Source organism: Candidatus Avoscillospira sp. LCP25S3_F1, assembly GCF_052117125.1.
In the GTDB taxonomy this organism is placed as follows: Bacteria; Bacillota; Clostridia; order Oscillospirales; family Oscillospiraceae; genus Avoscillospira_A.
Window position 1 is genome coordinate 1 of record NZ_JBQKJT010000013.1, and the last position, 19,732, is coordinate 19,732.

General features: G+C 55.5%; 14 protein-coding genes and 1 riboswitch. Of the genes, 3 read left to right on the top strand and 11 right to left on the bottom strand.

Annotated features, from left to right (window positions below):
• From ACTQ33_RS12115 to ACTQ33_RS12130, 4 genes are all read right to left on the bottom strand, one after another.
• On the bottom strand, positions 1–1,041 hold a 1,041-nt coding region (locus tag ACTQ33_RS12115; RefSeq protein ID WP_441464860.1), incomplete at its 3' end, for an IS1182 family transposase.
• A gap of 130 nt (positions 1,042–1,171) precedes the next feature.
• Positions 1,172–2,371 (bottom strand): nucleotide sugar dehydrogenase, encoded by a 1,200-nt coding sequence (locus tag ACTQ33_RS12120; protein ID WP_441464861.1) that lies wholly within the window; start codon positions 2,369–2,371, stop codon positions 1,172–1,174.
• 64 nt (positions 2,372–2,435) lie between these two features.
• Positions 2,436–3,593, bottom strand: a complete 1,158-nt coding sequence (gene metK, locus ACTQ33_RS12125) for a methionine adenosyltransferase (protein ID WP_441464862.1) — start codon at positions 3,591–3,593, stop codon at positions 2,436–2,438.
• A 79-nt stretch (positions 3,594–3,672) separates the two neighbouring features.
• Positions 3,673–3,770, bottom strand: a riboswitch (SAM riboswitch).
• 71 nt (positions 3,771–3,841) lie between these two features.
• A complete protein-coding gene (locus ACTQ33_RS12130; protein ID WP_441464863.1) occupies positions 3,842–5,086 on the bottom strand; it encodes an adenosylhomocysteinase in 1,245 nt (414 codons plus the stop codon).
• 156 nt (positions 5,087–5,242) lie between these two features.
• Between ACTQ33_RS12130 and ACTQ33_RS12135 the strand changes: the two genes are divergently transcribed.
• Both ACTQ33_RS12135 and ACTQ33_RS12140 read left to right on the top strand, forming a co-directional pair.
• The gene (locus ACTQ33_RS12135; protein ID WP_441464864.1) at positions 5,243–6,103 is read left to right on the top strand and encodes a hypothetical protein; all 861 of its coding nucleotides are present in this window, start codon (positions 5,243–5,245) and stop codon (positions 6,101–6,103) included.
• 116 nt (positions 6,104–6,219) lie between these two features.
• A complete protein-coding gene (locus ACTQ33_RS12140) occupies positions 6,220–6,804 on the top strand; it encodes an SOS response-associated peptidase (RefSeq protein WP_441464865.1) in 585 nt (194 codons plus the stop codon).
• Between the two features lie 219 nt (positions 6,805–7,023).
• Here the strand turns inward: ACTQ33_RS12140 and addA are convergent, their stop codons facing one another.
• The 6 genes from addA to apgM form a co-directional block, all read right to left on the bottom strand.
• Positions 7,024–10,578, bottom strand: coding sequence for a helicase-exonuclease AddAB subunit AddA (gene addA / locus ACTQ33_RS12145; RefSeq protein WP_441464866.1), 3,555 nt, complete (start codon positions 10,576–10,578; stop codon positions 7,024–7,026).
• Positions 10,571–13,858, bottom strand: coding sequence for a PD-(D/E)XK nuclease family protein (locus ACTQ33_RS12150; RefSeq protein ID WP_441464867.1), 3,288 nt, complete (start codon positions 13,856–13,858; stop codon positions 10,571–10,573). The genes addA and ACTQ33_RS12150 overlap by 8 nt, the downstream gene beginning before the upstream one ends.
• 60 nt (positions 13,859–13,918) lie before the next feature.
• A complete protein-coding gene (locus tag ACTQ33_RS12155; protein WP_441464868.1) occupies positions 13,919–14,512 on the bottom strand; it encodes a stage II sporulation protein R in 594 nt (197 codons plus the stop codon).
• Positions 14,513–14,581: 69 nt separating this feature from the next.
• Positions 14,582–15,463 carry a 4-(cytidine 5'-diphospho)-2-C-methyl-D-erythritol kinase gene (gene ispE, locus ACTQ33_RS12160; RefSeq protein WP_441464869.1) on the bottom strand — a complete coding sequence of 294 codons (882 nt, stop codon included), beginning with the start codon at positions 15,461–15,463 and terminating at the stop codon, positions 14,582–14,584.
• Positions 15,460–16,710 (bottom strand): DUF1015 domain-containing protein, encoded by a 1,251-nt coding sequence (locus tag ACTQ33_RS12165; RefSeq protein ID WP_441464870.1) that lies wholly within the window; start codon positions 16,708–16,710, stop codon positions 15,460–15,462. The genes ispE and ACTQ33_RS12165 overlap by 4 nt, the downstream gene beginning before the upstream one ends.
• A gap of 28 nt (positions 16,711–16,738) precedes the next feature.
• Positions 16,739–17,974, bottom strand: coding sequence for a 2,3-bisphosphoglycerate-independent phosphoglycerate mutase (gene apgM / locus ACTQ33_RS12170; RefSeq protein WP_441464871.1), 1,236 nt, complete (start codon positions 17,972–17,974; stop codon positions 16,739–16,741).
• Positions 17,975–18,119: 145 nt separating this feature from the next.
• Between apgM and ACTQ33_RS12175 the strand changes: the two genes are divergently transcribed.
• Entirely contained in the window at positions 18,120–18,344 is a 225-nt protein-coding gene (locus ACTQ33_RS12175; protein ID WP_441464872.1) for a DUF378 domain-containing protein, read from the top strand.
• 72 nt (positions 18,345–18,416) lie between these two features.
• On the opposite strand, the gene ACTQ33_RS12180 is transcribed toward ACTQ33_RS12175, so the two are convergent.
• On the bottom strand, positions 18,417–19,625 hold the full coding sequence (locus ACTQ33_RS12180) for an Ig-like domain-containing protein (protein WP_441464873.1): 1,209 nt from the start codon (positions 19,623–19,625) through the stop codon (positions 18,417–18,419).
• Positions 19,626–19,732: the final 107 nt, after the last annotated feature.

Genomic DNA, 19,732 nt, shown 5'->3' on the forward strand with positions numbered 1-19,732 from the left:
CTGGTATTCCGGACAAATCACACAGTCATAGTGTTCATCATACACATACTTCCACCACTCGTGCCCACCCTTCATGGTCTGAGGCCGCTTGTAGGCGGTGGAGAGCACACGACCATCTTCAAATACCTTTTTGCAGATATGCGGGGTCTTGTAGGCGGAATCGGCAACAATCGTCTCTACTTCCGGGAAATCCGCTGTCACACGGTCATACACTTCGTCAAAGGCCACGCTGTCATGTACATTTCCAGGGGTAATGACTGTCTCCAGGACAAATCCATGCTTGTCACAGGCTGTGTGGGCCTCATAGGCAAACTGCCGTTTGTGCTCTCCCTTCACAAATAGGCCGCTGTCAGGGTCAGTTACGCTCCGGGTCACCGTACGCAGCTTTTCCTTCTTCCGCCGGGCCAGCTTCTTCTTCGAGGTGTTGTCTCTATGCTTCTTCGTCGGGGTCGGTGGCTCGTCATCATCATCAAAGGGTTGCTTTCCATGGGCCTCTCGGTCTGCGTTTACCTCTTCCATCAGTTCCTTGGCATAGTGCCTGGATGCCGCCGGAATCTGCACTTTCACCTGCTTTTTGGTATTGGCATTTGCTTTGATGTGTGTTCCGTCTATAAATACCGCCTTGGGTGAAAGATAACCTGCCTCCGCTACCTCTTCCAAAATCCATTGGAATACCTGGTCTACTGTCTCCTCGGTAAAGCGGTGCCGGAAATTATAGCTCACCGTGGAAAAGTGGGGAGTTTCCTCCTGCAAGGTGTACCCCAAAAACCAGCGGTAGGCCATATTTAAGCTTACCTCCTCCGCCGTCCGCCGAAGGGACGGCAATCCATATAGATGCTGGATCAGTACTATTTTGAACAGCACCACCGGGTCTACACTTGGCCTGCCGTTGTCTTCACAGTATAACGGCTTCACCATTTCATATAAACGGTTGAAATCTACCGCCTTGTCTATTTTCCGGAGCAGATGCCCCTCTGGTACCAGGCTATCTATTTCCACCATCTCTATCACATTACGATCCATTTTTTCACGTTCCAGCATCTTTTTCACCACCTACTTTATTTTACCTCTTACAAACGAAAAAGCCCAGCTTTCGTTGGACTTTTTCGACAGACTGAGGAGGAGGACAGACGAAAACCGTCTGTCCTCCTCCTGTAAGTTTCCTCAAACTTCAGCGCATCAGGCCGACACAATCATAATACGGCTTGGACGCGATCAGTTCCTTCTTTTCCTTGAATTCATTATGGGCCAAGGTGATTACGGCGTAATCACACTGAGCCATGGCATCTTCCAGAGAATGGTTAGCAAAACCGGCTACCTCATGCTGAATATAGGGCTCACAGGCCAAAACCTCATAGCCCCGCTGCCGCAGAATTTTGGCAAACTCCACAGAGGGACTCTCTCTGATGTCGTCAATGTTTGCCTTAAAGCTCATACCAAGCACGGCAACTTTCGCGCCGGGGGCCACATCCCTTGCAATGCGGTCGGCAACCCAGGCAGGCTTACCGTCGTTGATTATACGGGCTTCATAAATCAGCGGTGTAATATCCTCAAATTTCTCATGGATAAACCAGGGGTCCACGGCAATGCAGTGGCCACCGACACCGATGCCGGGGGTGTGTACATTAACGCGGGGATGGCAGTTAGCCAGCTGAATCAGATTGAATACATCAATTCCCAACCGGTCACAGACTTTACTCAGCTCGTTGGCATAGGCGATGTTAATATCGCGGAAAGTATTTTCCGTCAGCTTACACATTTCCGCCGTCAGATCGTCGGTGGTGCGGATGGTGCCTTTGGTGACAACCGGTGTATAGATTTCCTTGGCGTATTCTGCCGATTCTGGGCGGTTGGAGCCAATAATACGGTCGTTTTCCCGCAGCTCAATGAGCATTCTTCCAGGAATAATGCGTTCCGGACAGTGGGCCGTCATGAAGTCCTCGGCAGGAATGCCGCTGACCTCGGAGACGATGGACTCCACCAGGCGGGTAGAATACGGAGGCGATGTGGACTCCAGCACACACAAGCCGCCGGGGCGGATGACCTGTCCCACGCTGCGGGCGGCAGATTCCACATACTTCATATCTGAAACCCGCTTCCCTTCCGGCGTATCCCGGTGGGGCGTCTGCACAGCGATGATAAACACATCGGCGGGCTCAGGCTTAGCCGTAAAGTGCAGGCGGCCAGTGGCCATGGCCTGATCCATGGCCTCCTGCAGGCCCGGTTCTACAATATGAATCTTTCCCGCATTGAGGGTTTTGACCACGCTCTCCTGAATGTCAAAGCCGCAGACTTCATAGCCGGCCAGTGTGAATGTAATGGCTGTGGGCAGACCGATATAGCCGCAACCCATGATCTCGATTTTTTTCATTTGTTACGCCCTTTCAGACTAAGGATCGGCAAAATACGATCCAGAATATAGCCATTATATCACATCAGACACAAGCAAGCAATTCTTCTTTGCGATTTGTTTTCTCCCAGGGCAGATCCAGGTCCAGACGGCCGAAGTGGCCGTAGGCGGCAGTCTGCTGGTAGATGGGACGGCGCAAATCCAGTGCCTTGATGATGGCGGCGGGACGCAGGTCGAAGCAGCGGCGGACGATCTCGCCCAGCTGCAGATCGCTGACCTTACCGGTACCGTAGGTGTCCACCAGGACCGATACAGGCTGTGCCACACCGATGGCATAGGCCAGCTCAATCTGGCACTTCTTGGCCAGACCGGCTGCAACGATATTCTTTGCGATATAACGGGCCATATACGCGGCGCTGCGATCCACCTTGGTGGGGTCCTTGCCGGAGAAGGCACCGCCGCCGTGGGCAGCGTAACCGCCGTAGGTATCGACGATGATCTTACGGCCAGTCAGGCCGCTGTCACCCACAGGACCGCCGATGACGAACCGGCCAGTGGGATTGACGTAGAACTTGGTCTCGCCATCGATGAGTTCAGCGGGCAGCGTAGGCTTGATGACCTGATCGATGACAGCCTCCCGCAGGGTGTCGATGGCAATGTCGGGGCTGTGCTGGGTGGAAACGACTACAGTGTCGATGCGCTCCACGCTGCCGTCGTCGCCGTACTGGACGGACACCTGGCTCTTGCCGTCGGGGCGCAGCCAGTCGAGACGTCCAGACTTACGCTCGTCAGTGAGCTTCTTGGACAGCTTATGAGCAAAGGAAATGGGGGCGGGCATCAGCTCAGGAGTCTCATCGCAGGCGTAGCCGAACATCATGCCCTGGTCGCCGGCGCCGATCTCAGCAGCATCATCATAGGAGCTGTTGACGCCCATGGCAATATCGCCGGACTGCTCATCGATGGCCGTCAGAATGGCGCAGGTCTTATAGTCAAAGCCGCACTTCTCGTCATAGCCGATCTTTTCAATGGTCTGGCGAGCCACTTTGGGGATGTCCACATAGCAGCTGGTGGAGATCTCACCCATGACCAGCACCATACCGGTAGTGGTGGCGCACTCACAGGCTACGCGGGCCATGGGGTCTTGAGCCAGGATGGCGTCCAGAACGCCGTCGGAAATCTGGTCGCAAACTTTGTCGGGATGTCCTTCGGTAACAGACTCGGAAGTAAAAATTCTCTTTGCCATATGATCGTTCCTTTCTTGTCTTGCGGGGAGTGACGAAAAAAGCACGCTCCGACAGGCGAAGCGTGCTGAGTAGTCTATTTCCTCATCTTTCGATTCGCACCGCCGGATTTGGCACCTTACAAAAAAGCAGGTTGCCGGACTTCATCGGGCCGTTCCCTCCGTCACTCTTGATAAGTGTTGTTCAATTATGTCGTTATTATAGGGATAAAGACGAAACCTGTCAAGTGATTTTCTTGATTTTTAGAAAATTACACTTCCCAGCCGCTCATATACGCTTTCTGCTCCGGTGTCAGCGTGTCGATTTTCAGACCGTTACCCTCCAGCTTCAGCAGGGAGACAGCGTCATCAATGGCCTTGGGTACCTCGTGGACGTTCTTCTCCAGATTGGCGCCGTTGTGGAGCATATACTCCAGGGACAGCGACTGGATGGCAAAGCTGGTATCCATAATTTCCGCTGGGTGGCCGTTACCGGAAGCCAGATTGACAAGACGGCCCTCAGCCAGCAGATTCAGCGTGCGGCCGTCGGCCAGCTCATAACCCATAATCTCATTGCGGCGGGGATAGACGCGAACAGCCAGCGCCGCCAGATCGTCACCGTTGACCTCCACATTGAAGTGGCCAGCGTTGGACAGGAACGCGTTGTCCTTCATCTTCTCCATGTGCCGGCGAACAATGACATCCTTACAGCCGGTGGTGGTAACAAAGATATCACCTTCCGATGCGGCATCATCCATAGGCATCACACGGCAACCGTCCATGGTAGCTTCCAGCGCCTTGATGGGGTCAATTTCTGTGACAATGACGTTCGCGCCCATACCCTTGGCTCGCATGGCTACGCCGCGGCCACAGTAGCCGTAACCGGCCACGACCACAGTCTTACCTGCCACCAGCAGGTTGGTGGTGTGCATGATGGCGTCCCACACGGACTGACCAGTGCCGTACTTGTTGTCGTAATAATGTTTGCACTTGGCATCGTTGACATTCATCATGGGGAACGGTAGTTTCCCGGCGGCGGCTCTGGCCTTGAGGCGGTGGATACCGGTGGTGGTCTCCTCACAGCCGCCGATGATATTTTCACCCAATTCTGCACATTTGCCGCTGAGCAGGTCTAAAAGGTCGCCGCCATCGTCAATAATCAGATGGGGACGGCAGGAAAGTGCGGCAATGAGATGGGATTCGTACTCTTCGGCGGTAGCGCCATGCCAGCAGTAGACATTGACGCCCATAGAAGCCAGACCGGCGGCTACATCGTCCTGAGTGGAAAGAGGGTTGCAGCCAGTGGCATGGACCTCGGCGCCGCCTGCGGCCAGACACAGGGCCAGATACGCTGTTTTGGCCTCCATATGAATGGACATGGTGATCTTTTTACCGGCAAAGGGTTTCTCCTTTTCAAACCGGGCGCGGATGGCGGACAGGGCCGGCATATAATCCTGGACCCAGGCGATTTTCATACGGCCATACTCGGCCAGGGACATATCTCTGACGATGCTCATGAAACGGCTCCTTTGCAATGTTTTCTTTTATCATAGCAAATTTTGCTTGCAATTACAATCATTCCATGAAAAATTGGAGAATTCACAATTCGTCTATGGACACTGCCGTTTTTTTCCGATATAATAAATTGAATTACCGAAAGGGAGGCAATCTGCTTGAAAAAGCTGCAACGTTCCATTACCCGCTTTTTTTTCAATAATCGAAACCGAGGCATCCCCAATCTGATGCTCTATATTGGCTTGGGCAATCTTCTGGTCTACATCTTCAGTCTGGCGGACCCCAGCGGCGCTCTGGTCTATGCGCTCTCATTCAGCAGGAGCAAAATTTTTGACGGGCAAATCTGGCGGCTGTTTTCCTACATCTTTATTCCCAATGTGGGTGGTAACGCCTTTACACAACCTCTGTTTCTCGCCATTATGTTTTTCTTCTACTTCCAGATCGGCCGGATTCTGGAGGCCCGTTGGGGCATTATGAAGTTCAACTGCTACTATCTCTGCGGTGTCATCATCATGGACATTGCCGCGTTGATTTTGGGCGTATCGGCTAATGCCTATTACCTGAATCTTTCCCTGATTCTAGCATTTGCTACGATGTGTCCGGAAGATCGAGTGCTGCTGCTCTACATCATTCCCTTCAAAATGAAGTGGCTGGCCTGGTTCTACCTTGGATCTGTGGTTCTGAGTTTCTTTTTCCTGGCATTCCCCTACTGCCTGTTCCCCGTGGTTGCACTGCTTAACTACTTCCTGTTTTTCGGCAGAGAGATTCAAAACGTTCTGCCCCGCATGGGTTCTTACCATCGCAGCTATACGCCGCCCCGGCAAACTGCGGCCCCCAATCCTCAATGGGCCGACCGCTACCGCGGCAAGGACGGCAAGAAGCCGTACCGACACAAGTGCACCGTCTGCGGCCGTACCGACGCCGACTACCCAGACTTGGAATTTCGGTATTGCAGCCGCTGCAAGGGATATTACTGTTATTGCAGCGACCACATCAATAATCACGCGCATATCCAGTAAATCCTGCCACGGCGTTTCCCGAAGAACGGAGGGAAACGCCGTTTTTCTCTTGTCAATGATGGTAGGATATACTAAAATAAAGAAAAGAAGTATTTTTGCAAGAGGGGGTATTCCCAATGTGCGGACGATTTCAGTTTTCTGTAACCCAATGCCCGGCATTGCAGTCCATTCGCAGCAGGCTGGCCCAGCAACAGGCACTCCCCTGCTGGCCCGATGATCAGATTGCCCCTTCGGACCGGGCGCCGGTGCTGTTGGCTGGGGCAATGGAACTGACACCGGCACTGATGACTTGGGGATTTCCCTGGCCGGGGCGTCAGCCTGTGATTCATGCTCGGGCGGAGACGCTGCTGGAACGGCCGATGTTCCGGGATGCCGCCGTACAACGGCGTTGTATCGTGCCGGCGTCTGCATTCTATGAGCGGGACCATGCCCGCCAACAGTTCCGGTTTGCTCTGCAAGACCGTCAGCCATTGTATATGGCGGCGGTATGGGACAAGCGTGGTGGTATGGACTGCTTCTGCATCATCACCACCGAGGCCAATGACTCCGTCCGCCCAACCCATGGCCGTATGCCGCTGCTGCTTCCGCCGGAGCAGTTGGAGCCCTGGCTGCTGGACAGCGCCGCTGTAAAGGCGCTGCTCCACACCAAGCAGCCTCCCCTGGACAGTACACGGGCCGATGGACAGTTACAGTTGTGGTGAGACAAACGTTTAAAATTTGTTATTGTTCCGTTCATGATCTGTTCATGGCCTGGCAGTAAGATAAACTTGTCCAAAAGGACAGCGGCAATCAGGGCATTGGCCGAATGGTCTGATCGCCAAATGCTTTTTCATTTTCAACCTCCCTTTCTCTTTTCTTTTTTCACAACCGGCAGACCGCCCGCTCTCTTGCAAGAGCGGGCGGTCCTCTTTTTATTCGGCTTATTCGGTGATCTCCTGCGCCTGACCTGTAGCCAGAAAATATAGAATCTTACGCCGTACAGGCATTTGATAAATACGGCCAATGGCCATGGCATAGGTTTGCAGTTGACGGGCATAGACAGCGACCCGCTCTGCCTCCCGTCCCGGCTGAACGCGGTCAGTCTTGAAGTCGATGACGGTAATGCCGTCTTCCTCTAGAAGCATACAGTCAATGACGCCCTGGAGCATCAGTTGTTCCCCGGCGGCGCTCTGATCATAAATCGCGCCGTCCACCAGCAGGGAGAATTTCATCTCCCGCACCACCCGGGGGCAGGTCAGAATCTGCTGTCCCAGTGCAGATCGAAACAAATGCACCATATGTTCCACGGAAACAGCTGCGGCCTGTTCCGGTGTGAGAAATTCCTGGCGAAGCATACGCTGCAATTCTGCGGCGACGCCCTCCGGCGTCTGGCATGCACTATATTCGGCAAATTGCAGGAATAAGTGATTGGCTGTACCTCGTTCCGTAGGCGACAACCCCCGATCCGCCGTTACGAAATTTGGCTGCCGGAGTTTCCGGTGAGAAACCGGCAAAAAATTTTCCGCCTGCTCCGTTACCTCCTGGTCCATGGGCCTCCCTTTAAGCTGGGTAGCTGTCACCTTGGACGGTACTGCCGCAGCAGCGGCAAAGGGATAATGATACGCCAAAGTAACGGACAGGTCCTCCGCTCTTGGAAGCGACTGTGCGGCAGAGGGTATTTCCTCTACGACGTCAACGGTTGCTGCCTCCTCCAGGGCTTCCGGACTATGACAGCGAATGGTCCAGGGAATCTCCGATACCTGCGCCTGACGGGGGTAGCCACCTACAGTAAAGAGGGCACCCGCTTCGCTGCGTGTCATGGCGGCGGCAAGAACCCACATACCGGGATTCTTGACTGCACCGGCAAACTGCGGCGAAACCGGCCGGTCGGCGGCTGCGGCCACGTTGGCCAGTTCCGTCTCCAGATATTTAGAACAATACGTCATGATCAGTCGCTCTTTGGCCCGGGTCATCGCCACATATAATACCCGCAGCTCTTCCGAAATACTTTCCTGCCGCAGCTGCATGGCGATGGCCTTGCGGGCAATGGTGGGATACCGGACACGATTCTGCTGGTCTAGCACATTACTGCCCAGCAGCAGTGTCGGGTGTGTCATGACATTGCTGCGCAGGTCTTCGGTATTAAAGCGGCGGGACAGGTCGGCCAGTATAACAATGGGAAATTCCAAGCCTTTGGACTTATGAATACTCATAATCCGCACTGCCGCGCTGCTGCTTTGCTCTCCGCAGGGAATGGACTGGCCGTGGCGCATCCTCTGATCCAGATCGGAGAGGAATGCCATCAGGGTTATCTGAGTGCTATTTTCGACTGTCAGGGAGAAAAACTGCTGCAAATTCTCCTGTCGCCGCTGTCCCCCGTCCATGGCACCAAACACCGCTTTGATTGCCGTCCGCTCCATGACCATCCGTAAAAGGCTGTGGAGCGGAAGCCATTGGGCCTGACGGCGCAGTTCCTCCAACGTTTCCAAAAAGGCGCGAGCTGGTTCCAATTGTTCCGCTGCTGCACATAGCGCCTCATAAAAGCTGCCCTTTCGCTTGGCGGCACGGATGGTGGCCAGCTGACTGGCTGTAAAGGAGAACACGGGACTGGCCAATGCTGTCACCAGTGGAATATCCTGCAACGGATTGTCAATGACTTTTAGAATCGCCATCAGTGTTTCCACCTCCTGGGTCTCCAGGAGGTTTTCACCCTTGTCGCAGGTGCAGGGAATCCCCAACGTCTGCATGGCTGCCAGATAGACCGGAGCGGCAGAACTGACGGACCGCAACAGAATGACAATATCCTCGGGCCGGACGGGCCGCCAGCCGTCTCCCTCCTGCACAGTTCCCGTCTGCAACAACTGGCTGATACGCTGCGCTACAAAGCGGGCCTCCACACCACTTTTGTCGCTTTCCCCGTCGGTGTTGACGCCATAGAGGCAGTGCAGTTCTACCGGTGGTTCCGACATCGGCGGAAACTCCCGCCCCGGCTTCAACACTTCCTCCGGGCCGTAGGTCAAATCGCCCACCTCCTCCGACATGACGCAGCGGAATACATCGTTGACCGCCGCCAGAATCTCCGGTCTGGAGCGGAAATTCTCCGACAGCAGCACCTTTCTGGGGCAGCCCGGTTCCGCCTGTGCTTTGGGCGCATAAGCCCGGTATTTCTCCAGAAAAATCGATGGGTCCGCCAAGCGGAACCGGTAGATGGACTGTTTCACATCGCCCACCATGAAGCGATTGCGATTTTCCTGGGAAATGGCAGAGAAGATATACTCTTGGATGGCGTTGGAGTCCTGATACTCATCCACCAGAATTTCGGCAAACCGTCCGGCAATTTCCCGGGCCACGGCGGTTGGGCTGCCGGTATGGCGGTCCACCAGCAAGCGAATGGTCTCGTGCTCCAAGTCGCTGAAATCCAACATGTGGCGACGGCGTTTTTCCTGTGTGAACTGTTTCCACAGCTGCCGAGTCAGCGCCACAGCACCTTTCAGTGCGTCGGATGCCGTCATCAGGTCCGCCAGAACTGTCGATTCCTCGTCGAATATGCCGTGCCATTCCTTGAGGCCGTCCAAACATCGGCTGCGAACCGCTTTCAGCCGGGCCAAGGTGGCGGCGTCATCGTAACCACGCACTGCGGTCAGGCGACCAAAGGATGTGGGAATGCTCTGGGACAGGGTCTGCCAATCGTCGATTCCCTCCAGCTCCTGTAATTGTTGCAAATTGATTGTAAAGCATGGGAGATACGATTTTTCCAGCTTTTCATCCCCGCGCATTTGGGTGAGGGCGTCCTGGAACGATGTGATCTGCGCCTGGAGAAATGTCTGGAACTGTCGCAGCAGATAGCCGCCCCACAAGGTGGCGGCGCAGCCCTCCTTTGGATCAATGGTCAACGCCGCTTCACATCGGCACAGCCAGTCTTCTGGGTCCGTGTGGCACAGGGCCGCGTCATAAATGGCGTCAATGGCGCTGCGGAGACTGCGGTCGTCTCGTCCAGCGCCCAACTGGTCAATGGCCGCCCTGCAATCCTCATCTGTTCGGGCATCGGCATAGGCTTGCTCCAGAACCGTCTCCATGGCACGGTCCCGCAGCTGCCGTCCCTGCGCTTCCTCCACTACCCGGAAATCTGAAGGCAGGTCCAACAGATGGGCATAGGTACGCAGCAGCGTGGAACAAAATGCGTGCACTGTGGAAATTTCCGTCAGATAGACCAGACTCAACTGTCGCTGCAAATGGCGGTTGGTGGGGTCTAACGCCAACCGCTTTCCCAGTTCAGCAGAGATTTTCGCCCGCAGTTCCGCCGCTGCTGCCTTGGTATAGGTGATAATCAAATAGTCGTTGATGTTCCGGGGGCGGACGGGATCGCAGATCTGCTCCATCAGCCGGTCCACCAGAACTTTTGTCTTACCGGAACCGGCAGCCGCCGATACCAGCAACGCCCCCTCCCGGTCAGTGACAGCAGCCTTCTGGGCTGGTGTCAGTTGGATGTCAGCCAAGGTCTTCCACCTCCCTTCTCAGTTGTTTCCAAAAGTCCTTCCGATCCGTCTTTCGCATGGGCCGGGCCATTACAATACCAGAGGCCCGATGGCATACGGCGGCATAGTCACAGTAAGCACAGGCTGTATCCTCACTGCCGCGGACAATCGGGTTGGGTTCTACCGCACCGTCTGCGATGCTGTCGGCCATTTGCTCCAGGGTCCGCTGCACATGACGGCGCAGCAGCTGCAATTCCTCTCGGTCTGCCAAATCCCCCTGGATGGTGCCATCCTTGGTCAACTGTATCGGCAAATAGACCGGTTTTGTTTCAAACTGCTCCATGGCCTCAAGAACGGTGCTGTCGTTGAGCAGCAATCCTTGACGCGTTTGTTCCGTCTGGCGTTTGCGCTCCAGTTCCTCCGGATTGGGCCGCTGAGTGGCCGGTAAGATGGGCCGCCGGGCGGGAAAATAGAGCACGCCGGCCGGCTGTAAGTGCTCGCCATACAAGGACTGACCGTTATCCGACAGTGCAAAGAGATAGATCAGCATTTGCAGACCACGCCCATTGAGCAAATCCGTATAGTCAAAGCTCTTTTTGCCTGTTTTATAGTCCACAATCCGCAGATAGGATACGCCGTTTTTCGTATAGAGGTCCACCCGATCCACAAAGCCCGACAGGTCGGCGCCCATTTGCCGTCCCTCAATGGTGATAGGTCCCAAGGGACCCAGTGCGGAAAATTCGATTTCAAATCCCACTGGTTCAAACTGCGATACGCGCAGCTCCCGCCCCAAATCCCGGACTACATCCAGCACCTCCTGCTGATTGCGGGCAAAGAGATAGGCCAGCCGCTCCGACCGCTCCAGCATCCGCTGTAAGGTTTCATCCTCATAGGCGGTGATTTTCTCCCGGGCGATTTCCAGAAGCCGTTCCTCGCTGACCGCCCGGAAGCCGCCCTCCTGCCGCACCTGTACCGCCGTCTGCTCCAGAATGGCATGGACGAACGTACCATAAATCGGTGCGTCAAAGGATGCCTCTTTTTGCGGTTTCAACTGCAAACCGTATCGAAGGAAATAGGCGCAGCGGCAGGCGGCATATTGGTCGATTTTAGACGCGGAAAGCTGTAGCCGTTTGCCGTAGAGACGGGAGACGGTTTGAGGTTCCAGGCTACCGGGTCCATAGGCGGCTTTCTCCCGCACGGCGGCAGCGGCTTTCTGGACTGCCGTACCGGCGGATTCTGCCAACCCGTTCAGCGCTTCATTGCGGCCTGATGCCGCAGCCTGTCCCAAGGCTTCTGCGTCATACAGCAAAATCCGCGGCACCGCCTCGTCCTGCTCCACCGGATTATGGGGAAACAGGCGGCCGATGCGCATAAACAGATAGGACGGCTGTTCCGCTGTATAGGAGAGGTACAGCCGTTCCGCCGGAGCGGCCAGGGCCTGATACAGTACAGCCAGTTCTCGGTCCAGCTGCATACTGCGGCCCGGCATAATGGGCAGTCCCAGATCCACCAACTGTTTCCGCTCCTGCTCCGTTAACAGACTGGTTTCCGGCTGGTAGGACGGGAATGCGCCGTCATCGGCTCCCAGAAGGAACAGCACCCGGCAGCGCTGATACCGCATAGCAGGCGGCGCACCGCAGGCCACACTGTCCATATTGGCCGGGATGGTGCCCACATCATACTGGGCCAGCACCGTGGAAACCATCTGCGCAAAATCCTCCGGGCTGCGCACCGTGTCGCCCAAGACCTGGTACAGCTGTTCCAATGCCTCCACCACCAGCTCATACATCTGTCCGTAGAGCTGTGCCTGTCGAAGTTCCGCCTTGGAACGGCAGCGCTGTTGCATCTGCTCCAGGGTGTCGGAAAGCCCGATGGCCGTGAGAAAGTCGTAGAGCGCCATCACCTGCTGGGCTGTATTGGATGCCTGCCGCAATCCGTCCCGCAGCGACAGCAGCGGTCCAGCGCCCCGGAGACGGCTTTCGTTGAGCTGTGCCAGCTGCTGCGCCGTTTCCTCCGTCATTTTAGCGCCGTAGCCATCCGGATGCATATCCCATTCCGCATCCCATTTACGTCCCCGGATGCGCCATGTGCGGGCATAGGTTTCCACGCGGTCACACTGCTCCGGCGTCAGCGTAGACAGGCCGGACTTCAGAAATTGCAGCACATCCTCCGTTTCCATGCCTCCTGCGGCGGCATCCAAGGCGCTCTGCACCATACCAACCACGGGATTGCTCTCCATGGCGTCGGTACCGGACACATAGAGAGGAATCCGGAACCGGTCGAACACATCCTCCAACACCGGCCGATAGGCGGTTATATCTGTGCAGCAGATGGCCATATCCCGATAACGCCAACCTTGACGGGCTAAATCCTGCACCCGTCCGCCCACATCCATACAGGCTTCAAATACGCCGCCGGAACTGTGCAGATGCAGCGCCGGGGCGACGCTTTCCCACGGACTGGCAGACCCGCCGAACAGGTTATCGGTCAGATGCCGCAGGGCATCTGGACGGCAATCCGTACTGTCCAGACGCACAGTGTGGCAATTCTCCGGTGCCATCTGCCGCAGCCGCAGTAAGGTGCCGGTTGCCACCGAAAAGGGGCCGGCGGTCGTTCCATCGGTCAACAGAGCCACAGTCACGCTGTCCGCTTGCTCCAAAATGGTACGGAGAATCTCCATCTCAATGGCCGTCAAGTCGGAAAATCCCCAGAGGATGATTTCCCGGCCCGCTATGTACGGATGCTCCTGCAACTGCTGGTCCAGCAGCATCAACTGGTCATTGGCATCCTCGCCAATAGAAGCGCAAACCGTCTCCAGGCTTTCCTGGAGCAGCGCCAGCTCCTCCAGCTTGACCGCCAGCTGGCCGCCGGTTTGACGTGCTGTCTCCCCCAACTGTTCCACACCGATACGAGCGCTCTTCAGCTCATCCAGCAGCGTCAGCAGCCGCAGCAAAAATTCCGGTTTTCGTCCGCAGGCGCCGTAAAGCTTCAAACGGCTGCCCACAGTCTCCACGGCACGGGCCATGGCGATCAGCCGTCCTGCCTTGTCCATCCTGGGACGGCTGACGCCGCCATAGGCGGCAAATACTCGATGGGCCAGCCGGGAGAAGCTCAACACCTCGGCATACCGGGAAATGGTATCACCGCCGATTTCGCAGAGCATCCGCTCTGCCTCATGGGAAAACTGCTCGGGAACAATGAGAATTTGTCCCGGGCAGTTTCGTTCCTGGTTGTCGCGGACCCGTTGGAGCACCGCCTGCCGCAGCGCCCGGGGTTCCGTTGAAATGAAAAGTTGCAGCACAGAAACTCCCTCCGTTTCTGGCTCCAGTGTATCATAAATCGTCTATTCTGACCAGAGCAATCATGAAAACAACTGCCGTAAATCATAGAGCAGTTCCAGGGATTTGAAGCTCAGGCGACTGTTCTCTGTGTCCGTAATCCATGCTACCTCCTGCTCCGTCATCCCGGCGCATTGGGCGGCCGCTTCAAACTCCGCCGATGTGGCGCTGAGACAGAGCGACGGAAAGACAACACACCACCAGTTGTGGCCCTGGCCGGTGCCGATGGTGACGCGCAATGCCGTATACGTTCCAGCGGGCAGCGTAAAACTGTCGTATTCTCTGGTAGGAAAGAGTTCCTTCTGTAATGTCACTTTAGCCGTTTCCCTGCAGCCCAGGGATTGCAGGCATTGGTTGGCCGCCGTTTCAATGGAGGAAAGTCCCTGAGCCAATGCTGCACGGGGGTCGCCCTCCCCTTCCAGCAAGTTGCCGGTCTCCTGCAACACCACATCCCGTACCAGCAGCTTGATCTCCTGGTCAATTTCCTGATCGGAGGCAGCCACCACATGTAGCCGTACCATCTTCTCTGCCAGCTTTTGCTGTCGGGCCACAAAAAAACCATTGACCAGAACCAGAACAGAGAGCGCCATGAGTACTCTGTGAATCCATTTTTTCATAAAAAACACCGTCCATTATGTAGGATATCGTCACAAGGACAGTACCATAATGGACGGTGTTTTCATTTTTTATACATCTGCGTCAGAATTTGGATCAAAATTGGTTGCCAAATACGTTTTGTAGCCCACCTGCATCAGCGACATGCTGGCAGTGGCCGCAAAGTCGAAGTGCTCAAAGATACCAAACATCACCGAGCCGCTGCCGGTCATGCTGGTGCCCAATGCACCGCAGTTTTCCAGCGCGTTTTCGATTTTGTATAATTCCTCATGTTCCCGCAGCAGCGGATATTCAAAAACATTGAGTAAGCCGGCACCGATTTCCCGCAGATTGCCCTGTTCCAGAGTTTTGATCATCTGCTGCGTCTTGGGACGGGCCGGAACATTCATGCGGTCCAACTTCTGGTAAAGTTCCGAGGTGGGAGCGGAAAAGTCCGGCTTCACCAGCACGTAATAGCACTGGGGCATAGGCGTCACCGGCGTGAGAATTTCACCGCGTCCCTCGGCCAGACTGGTGATATTACGGATACAGAACGGGACGTCGCTGCCCACCAGCAAACCGATTTTCTCCAATTCCTCATCGGTGAACCGGTTATTTTCGTGACGGTTCAGCGCCCGCAGAACCGCCGCAGCGTCGGCGCTCCCGCCGCCGAGACCCGCCTCCCAGGGAATACGCTTCTCAATCTCGATGGTCAGGCCGTTAGGATCGGTACCAGCGGCATCGTAGAAAGCTTTGGCGGCTTTATAGGCGAGATTCTTTTTCCCGCCAGGGATAGCCTCTTCGCTGCAACGAACCTGCCAAGGCTCTCCAGTGCCGATGTGGACGGTGATCTCATCCGCCAAGGTGATGGCCTGCATGATAGTGGAAATATCATGATAACCGTCCTCCCGCAGGCTGCCCACATCCAGCGTCAGATTGACTTTCGCGTACGCTTTTTCCTGTAATGTGATCATTTTACAATTTTTCTACCTTCCAAATAGTATCGTTTTTCTCTGGCATGGCCCATGGAGAAGGTCTTGCGAGGCAGAATGCCATCGGCAATGACACCGCGGAACAGTTGGGACTTCTCCATGACCGGCAGCAGGAAGCCGATGGCGTTGTCCTGGGCAGCCAGTTCTATGAGGTCGGCGTCGCCGTGAATGTAGTCGGTTTCGCCGTCATGCTGGGCCAGATACTGGTCCAGAAAGCTCTGGAGAATGCCTACGGCCAGCTGACCCTTCTTTTGATCCAGATAGATGGTACCGTGGTCTTTGCCCATGTACCACTCCACCGGGAACCCGGTTTCGGCGCAGAGAGTATCCTGCACCGCTTTCAGCAAAGCAGGCGCATCGGTTTTGACGATGACCCGGTGAATCGGAGCAAACTCCTGGGCATCGTCGTGGATATTTTCCAGCTCCACCAGAGCATAACGGGCCGGGTGCTGAGACAAGTCCTCGCCGGGATGGGCTTTTTTCAGCTCTTCATAGCAAGCCTTGGCCGTGGCAAGGGAATGATTGCCGTCGCCCACAGCAAAGACCATGGGTGTGCCGGGCAAACCAGTGTACTTCTCGTCCACATGTTGAGTATAGGCTGTCAGCCGGTCCATAAAGGCTTGGGCCTCAGCGCCCTCCACAAGCCAACCGGCAATATGGCCGCCGTCCTCCATCAGCATGCAGTCATAGAGCTTTTTCAGATGATCCTTTTGTTCGGCAATGGGCTCAATGAGGACCTTGTCATGGTCGTCAGCCAGCATCAAAATGTGGGGGAATTCCAGCGGCGCGTTTTTCCGGACCCGCATTCTGGGGGGAATGCGCTCCACAACCGTTTTCTCTGTGGCACGGATATCAGAGGTGGAACCCATGGAGTAGTCGTATGCCTCCAAATCCACCATGCCCACCAGTCCCTTGCGGATGGCGCCGCTTTGCAGGGTCCGCTCCACATAGACGAAACTGTTGGGATAGACGGTAAACAGATCCTGTTCCAGATAGGCCGCCATGGTACGGTTGATCTCCTCGGTGAGAGCCGGTTCCTGCTCCGTTCCCAGCTGGGCCTCCGGCAAAATCAGATGGATAGTAGAAGGTGCGTCTCCGACATTGGCCCGTACCCGGTCCCAATAGGCGGGCTGGGAGGAAAACTGATCACAGGCAATGACCGCCCATTTGGACATGTCCTCCACCTTGGGCAGCAGAATCTCCGCGGGCAGGAAGCAGTTTTGATGCATGTTCTAATTCATCCTTTCTCAGCAAGTGTCAGGTTTCAGAAAACAGCAGGGACATCAGTTGAGTGCCGGGTTCCACAAAGGGCCCCTTAAGACCGTTGGCTTCTGTATACGCCAGGCCGCTTCCCTGGTCTTTACGGCTGTCATAGATCATAAAAGGTACCGGGTCGCCGTCGTGGGTACGGGTATCCGTCAGCGTCTTGTGGTCGCTGAGAATCAGAATCCGGTAATCCACACCGGCACTGTTCAACTTTTCCGTCAGCGGCGCCAGAACACGACGGTCGATGTACTCGATGGACAGAATCTTTTCATCCAGCTTGCCGTTGTGGGTGGCCTCGTCGGGGGCTTCCACATGGATGCAGACAAAATCGTCACCGGACAGCAGGCAGTCCACCGCAGCCTGGGTCTTGCCCTCGTAATTGGTCTCGGTCTCGCCGGTGGCGCCTTCCACATGGACCATTTTCAATCCCACCAGAGCGCCGATACCGTGGACCAGGGGTACCGCGCTGATAACAGATCCGTTTTTGCCATAGTGCTCGACAAAATTGGGCAGTTTCACCGCGCTGCCCTCCGCCCAGAACCAGATGCCGTTGGCCGGCAGCTTGCCTTCGGCCCGGCGACGCTCGTTATAGGGGTGATGCTCCAGCAGACGGTTGGCTAACTCCATCAGCTGCCACAGGTTTCCGGCATTTTCATTGCCGCACAGAGCATAGGGCCCGATTTCCCGTCCCAGAATATCATGGGGCGGCGTGGCGTGAAACCCCTGAATATCGCCGCCGGCCTGAATGGCGATATGACGGAACGAGGGTGTGGGCGCAATGCGCATTCCCACTGCATCTGCGGCTGCTCGAAATTCCGCATTGTCAAAGAGCCAGGAAACCACCGCCATGGAATCTTCCCCGTCGATGGAACCGGCGCTGTGCGACAGCATCTTCTTTTCACCAAACGGCTTATCGCCGTCCTCCAGGGCCACCATGTTACACCGGTAGCTGACATCACCGGGCTGCACACTGATGCCGCTGCCTGCTGCCTCCAGGGGGCTGCGGCCGGTGAAGTACCGATTGGGATCACAGCCGAAAATGGACAGGATGGCTGTGTCGCTGCCAGGCAGCTGCTCCGGCGGTACGGTCCGCACGCTGCCCAGGAGGGATTTGGCGCAGAGTGCATCCATATGGGGCTTTCTGGCCGCCTCCAAGGGTGTTTTCTGGTTTAGTTCCGGCACGGGATTGTCCGCCATGCCATCTCCGATGAGCAAAACGTATTTCACTTGCGTCACATCCTGACTTCATGTTTTAGTGTCTTATCGATTTTATCATATTACTCAAAAAAAAGAAAGACTTCTGTTGAAATTGCATAGACAATCTTTCTGCCGGACATACTAGGCCATATCCAGACAATAAGGAGGTTGTACAATGGATATTGCTGCTCTGATTCTGGTCATTGTCGGCGCCCTCAACTGGGGCCTGATCAGTCTGTTCCAGTTCGATCTGGTGGCCTGGTTGGGCGGCGGTCAAACCGCTTTCCTCAGCCGCATCATCTACGGCCTGGTGGCACTGGCCGGTCTGTGGTGCATCACCCTGCTGTTCAAGCATGGGCAAAACACCGATACAGATGTACAGCACCGTCCCGCCACCTGAGCTGGACAAAACCAATGCCGAGTGGAACCATATCGTCCCACTCGGCATTTCTCCATATAAAATTCAATTTGATTATGGTACACGGACAATGCATTCCAGCCTCTGGCCGTTCACAGTGGTGTAAACCTTGGCCGTACCGGATGCCAAGGCGGTGACGTTGCCGTTTCCGTCCACCGAGATCACAGAACCGTCGGTGACATTCCAGCCGCCGGAGACGCCGTTGACCACCGAAATCTCAAAGCTCTGGCCTACACTTAGGGTGACGTCTGTATGGTCCAGCTGATTGCCGCCGGTGGAACCGCCGCCGGTATTCTCTGCATTGCTGTCGTTGGCCACCACAGAGCCTTCGATGTTGCACCGGACGGTACAGGTAAGTTTTTTATCGTTAACCTGGGCCGTCACTGTAGCCGTTCCTGCCTTCACCGCTGTGACTTTGCCGCCGGAGACGGTGCAAACGCCTGCGTTGGAGCTGCTCCAAGTAATGGTGGCCCCTTCCGGCGCGTCCAGCACCTGAATAGTGGCCACTTCTCCGGTGGAAAAGAGCGTAAAGTCCGTTGTGCTCAGATAGGCATTGTTTTCTTTACTGTTGCTGAAATTGCACACCACTTCCACCTCCGCGGAGAAGGAGCCGCAGGTGGCGGTGACCGTAGCTTTACCACCATCTACAGCGGTGATGATGCCAAGATCATCCACAGTACATACGGTTGTATCGGAACTGGTCCAGAGAATGGTCTCCGTGCAATCAGCCGGTTGGGCGGTGGCTGTGACTGTGGTAGCCAGTCCCGCCGATTCCAGCGTCACAGTACGTTCTGACAAGGTAATCCCCGTACAGAGTACCTCCGCAGGAGTGGTCTCCGGCTGCACGATCTGTTCTTGATCTTCAGTCTGCTGTGTATCCTGTTCCTGATCAATGTCTTCCGTAATCTGTTGTTCCGGCAGCGTCAAGTCCTCTGACGAAGTTTTTTGGGGGGAGAAAATACCAACGGCATACATGGCATACAACGCGCCGATGACGACCGCCAAGCCCAGCACCACACAGATCATGATCGTGAGCCATTTTGGAATGCGGTCATCCTCTCCAACATCCTTCTGAGTGGCCTTGTTCGACCGGGAAGAATGGGCAGCTTTCAGGGTGCTGTACCGGCCACCTCGGGCTTTCTGCCCATGGGCTCCCGATTCCGTCTGAGCGGGATCGCTCTGATTGATGCTGCCACACAGGGGGCAGCGCTGCTGGATATCGTCGTACTCCGTACCACAATAGTCACAGGTGATCCGTGCCATAAAATCCTCCATTCAAGGCATACATATCCTGTAAAGGAAAGTCGCTTTTTGTCTTGTATGGTATTCTATCATAAAAATGGCGAAATTCCAATGGCTAATCCTGCGTT

Coding starts and splice junctions, on each gene's coding strand:
- ACTQ33_RS12120 (WP_441464861.1), bottom strand. CDS start 2,371: ATGAAAAAAATCGAGATCATGGGTTGCGGCTATATCGGTCTGCCCACA.
- metK (WP_441464862.1), bottom strand. CDS start 3,593: ATGGCAAAGAGAATTTTTACTTCCGAGTCTGTTACCGAAGGACATCCC.
- ACTQ33_RS12130 (WP_441464863.1), bottom strand. CDS start 5,086: ATGAGCATCGTCAGAGATATGTCCCTGGCCGAGTATGGCCGTATGAAA.
- ACTQ33_RS12140 (WP_441464865.1), top strand. CDS start 6,220: ATGTGCGGACGATTTCAGTTTTCTGTAACCCAATGCCCGGCATTGCAG.
- ACTQ33_RS12155 (WP_441464868.1), bottom strand. CDS start 14,512: ATGAAAAAATGGATTCACAGAGTACTCATGGCGCTCTCTGTTCTGGTT.
- ispE (WP_441464869.1), bottom strand. CDS start 15,463: ATGATCACATTACAGGAAAAAGCGTACGCGAAAGTCAATCTGACGCTG.
- ACTQ33_RS12165 (WP_441464870.1), bottom strand. CDS start 16,710: ATGCATCAAAACTGCTTCCTGCCCGCGGAGATTCTGCTGCCCAAGGTG.
- ACTQ33_RS12175 (WP_441464872.1), top strand. CDS start 18,120: ATGGATATTGCTGCTCTGATTCTGGTCATTGTCGGCGCCCTCAACTGG.
- ACTQ33_RS12180 (WP_441464873.1), bottom strand. CDS start 19,625: ATGGCACGGATCACCTGTGACTATTGTGGTACGGAGTACGACGATATC.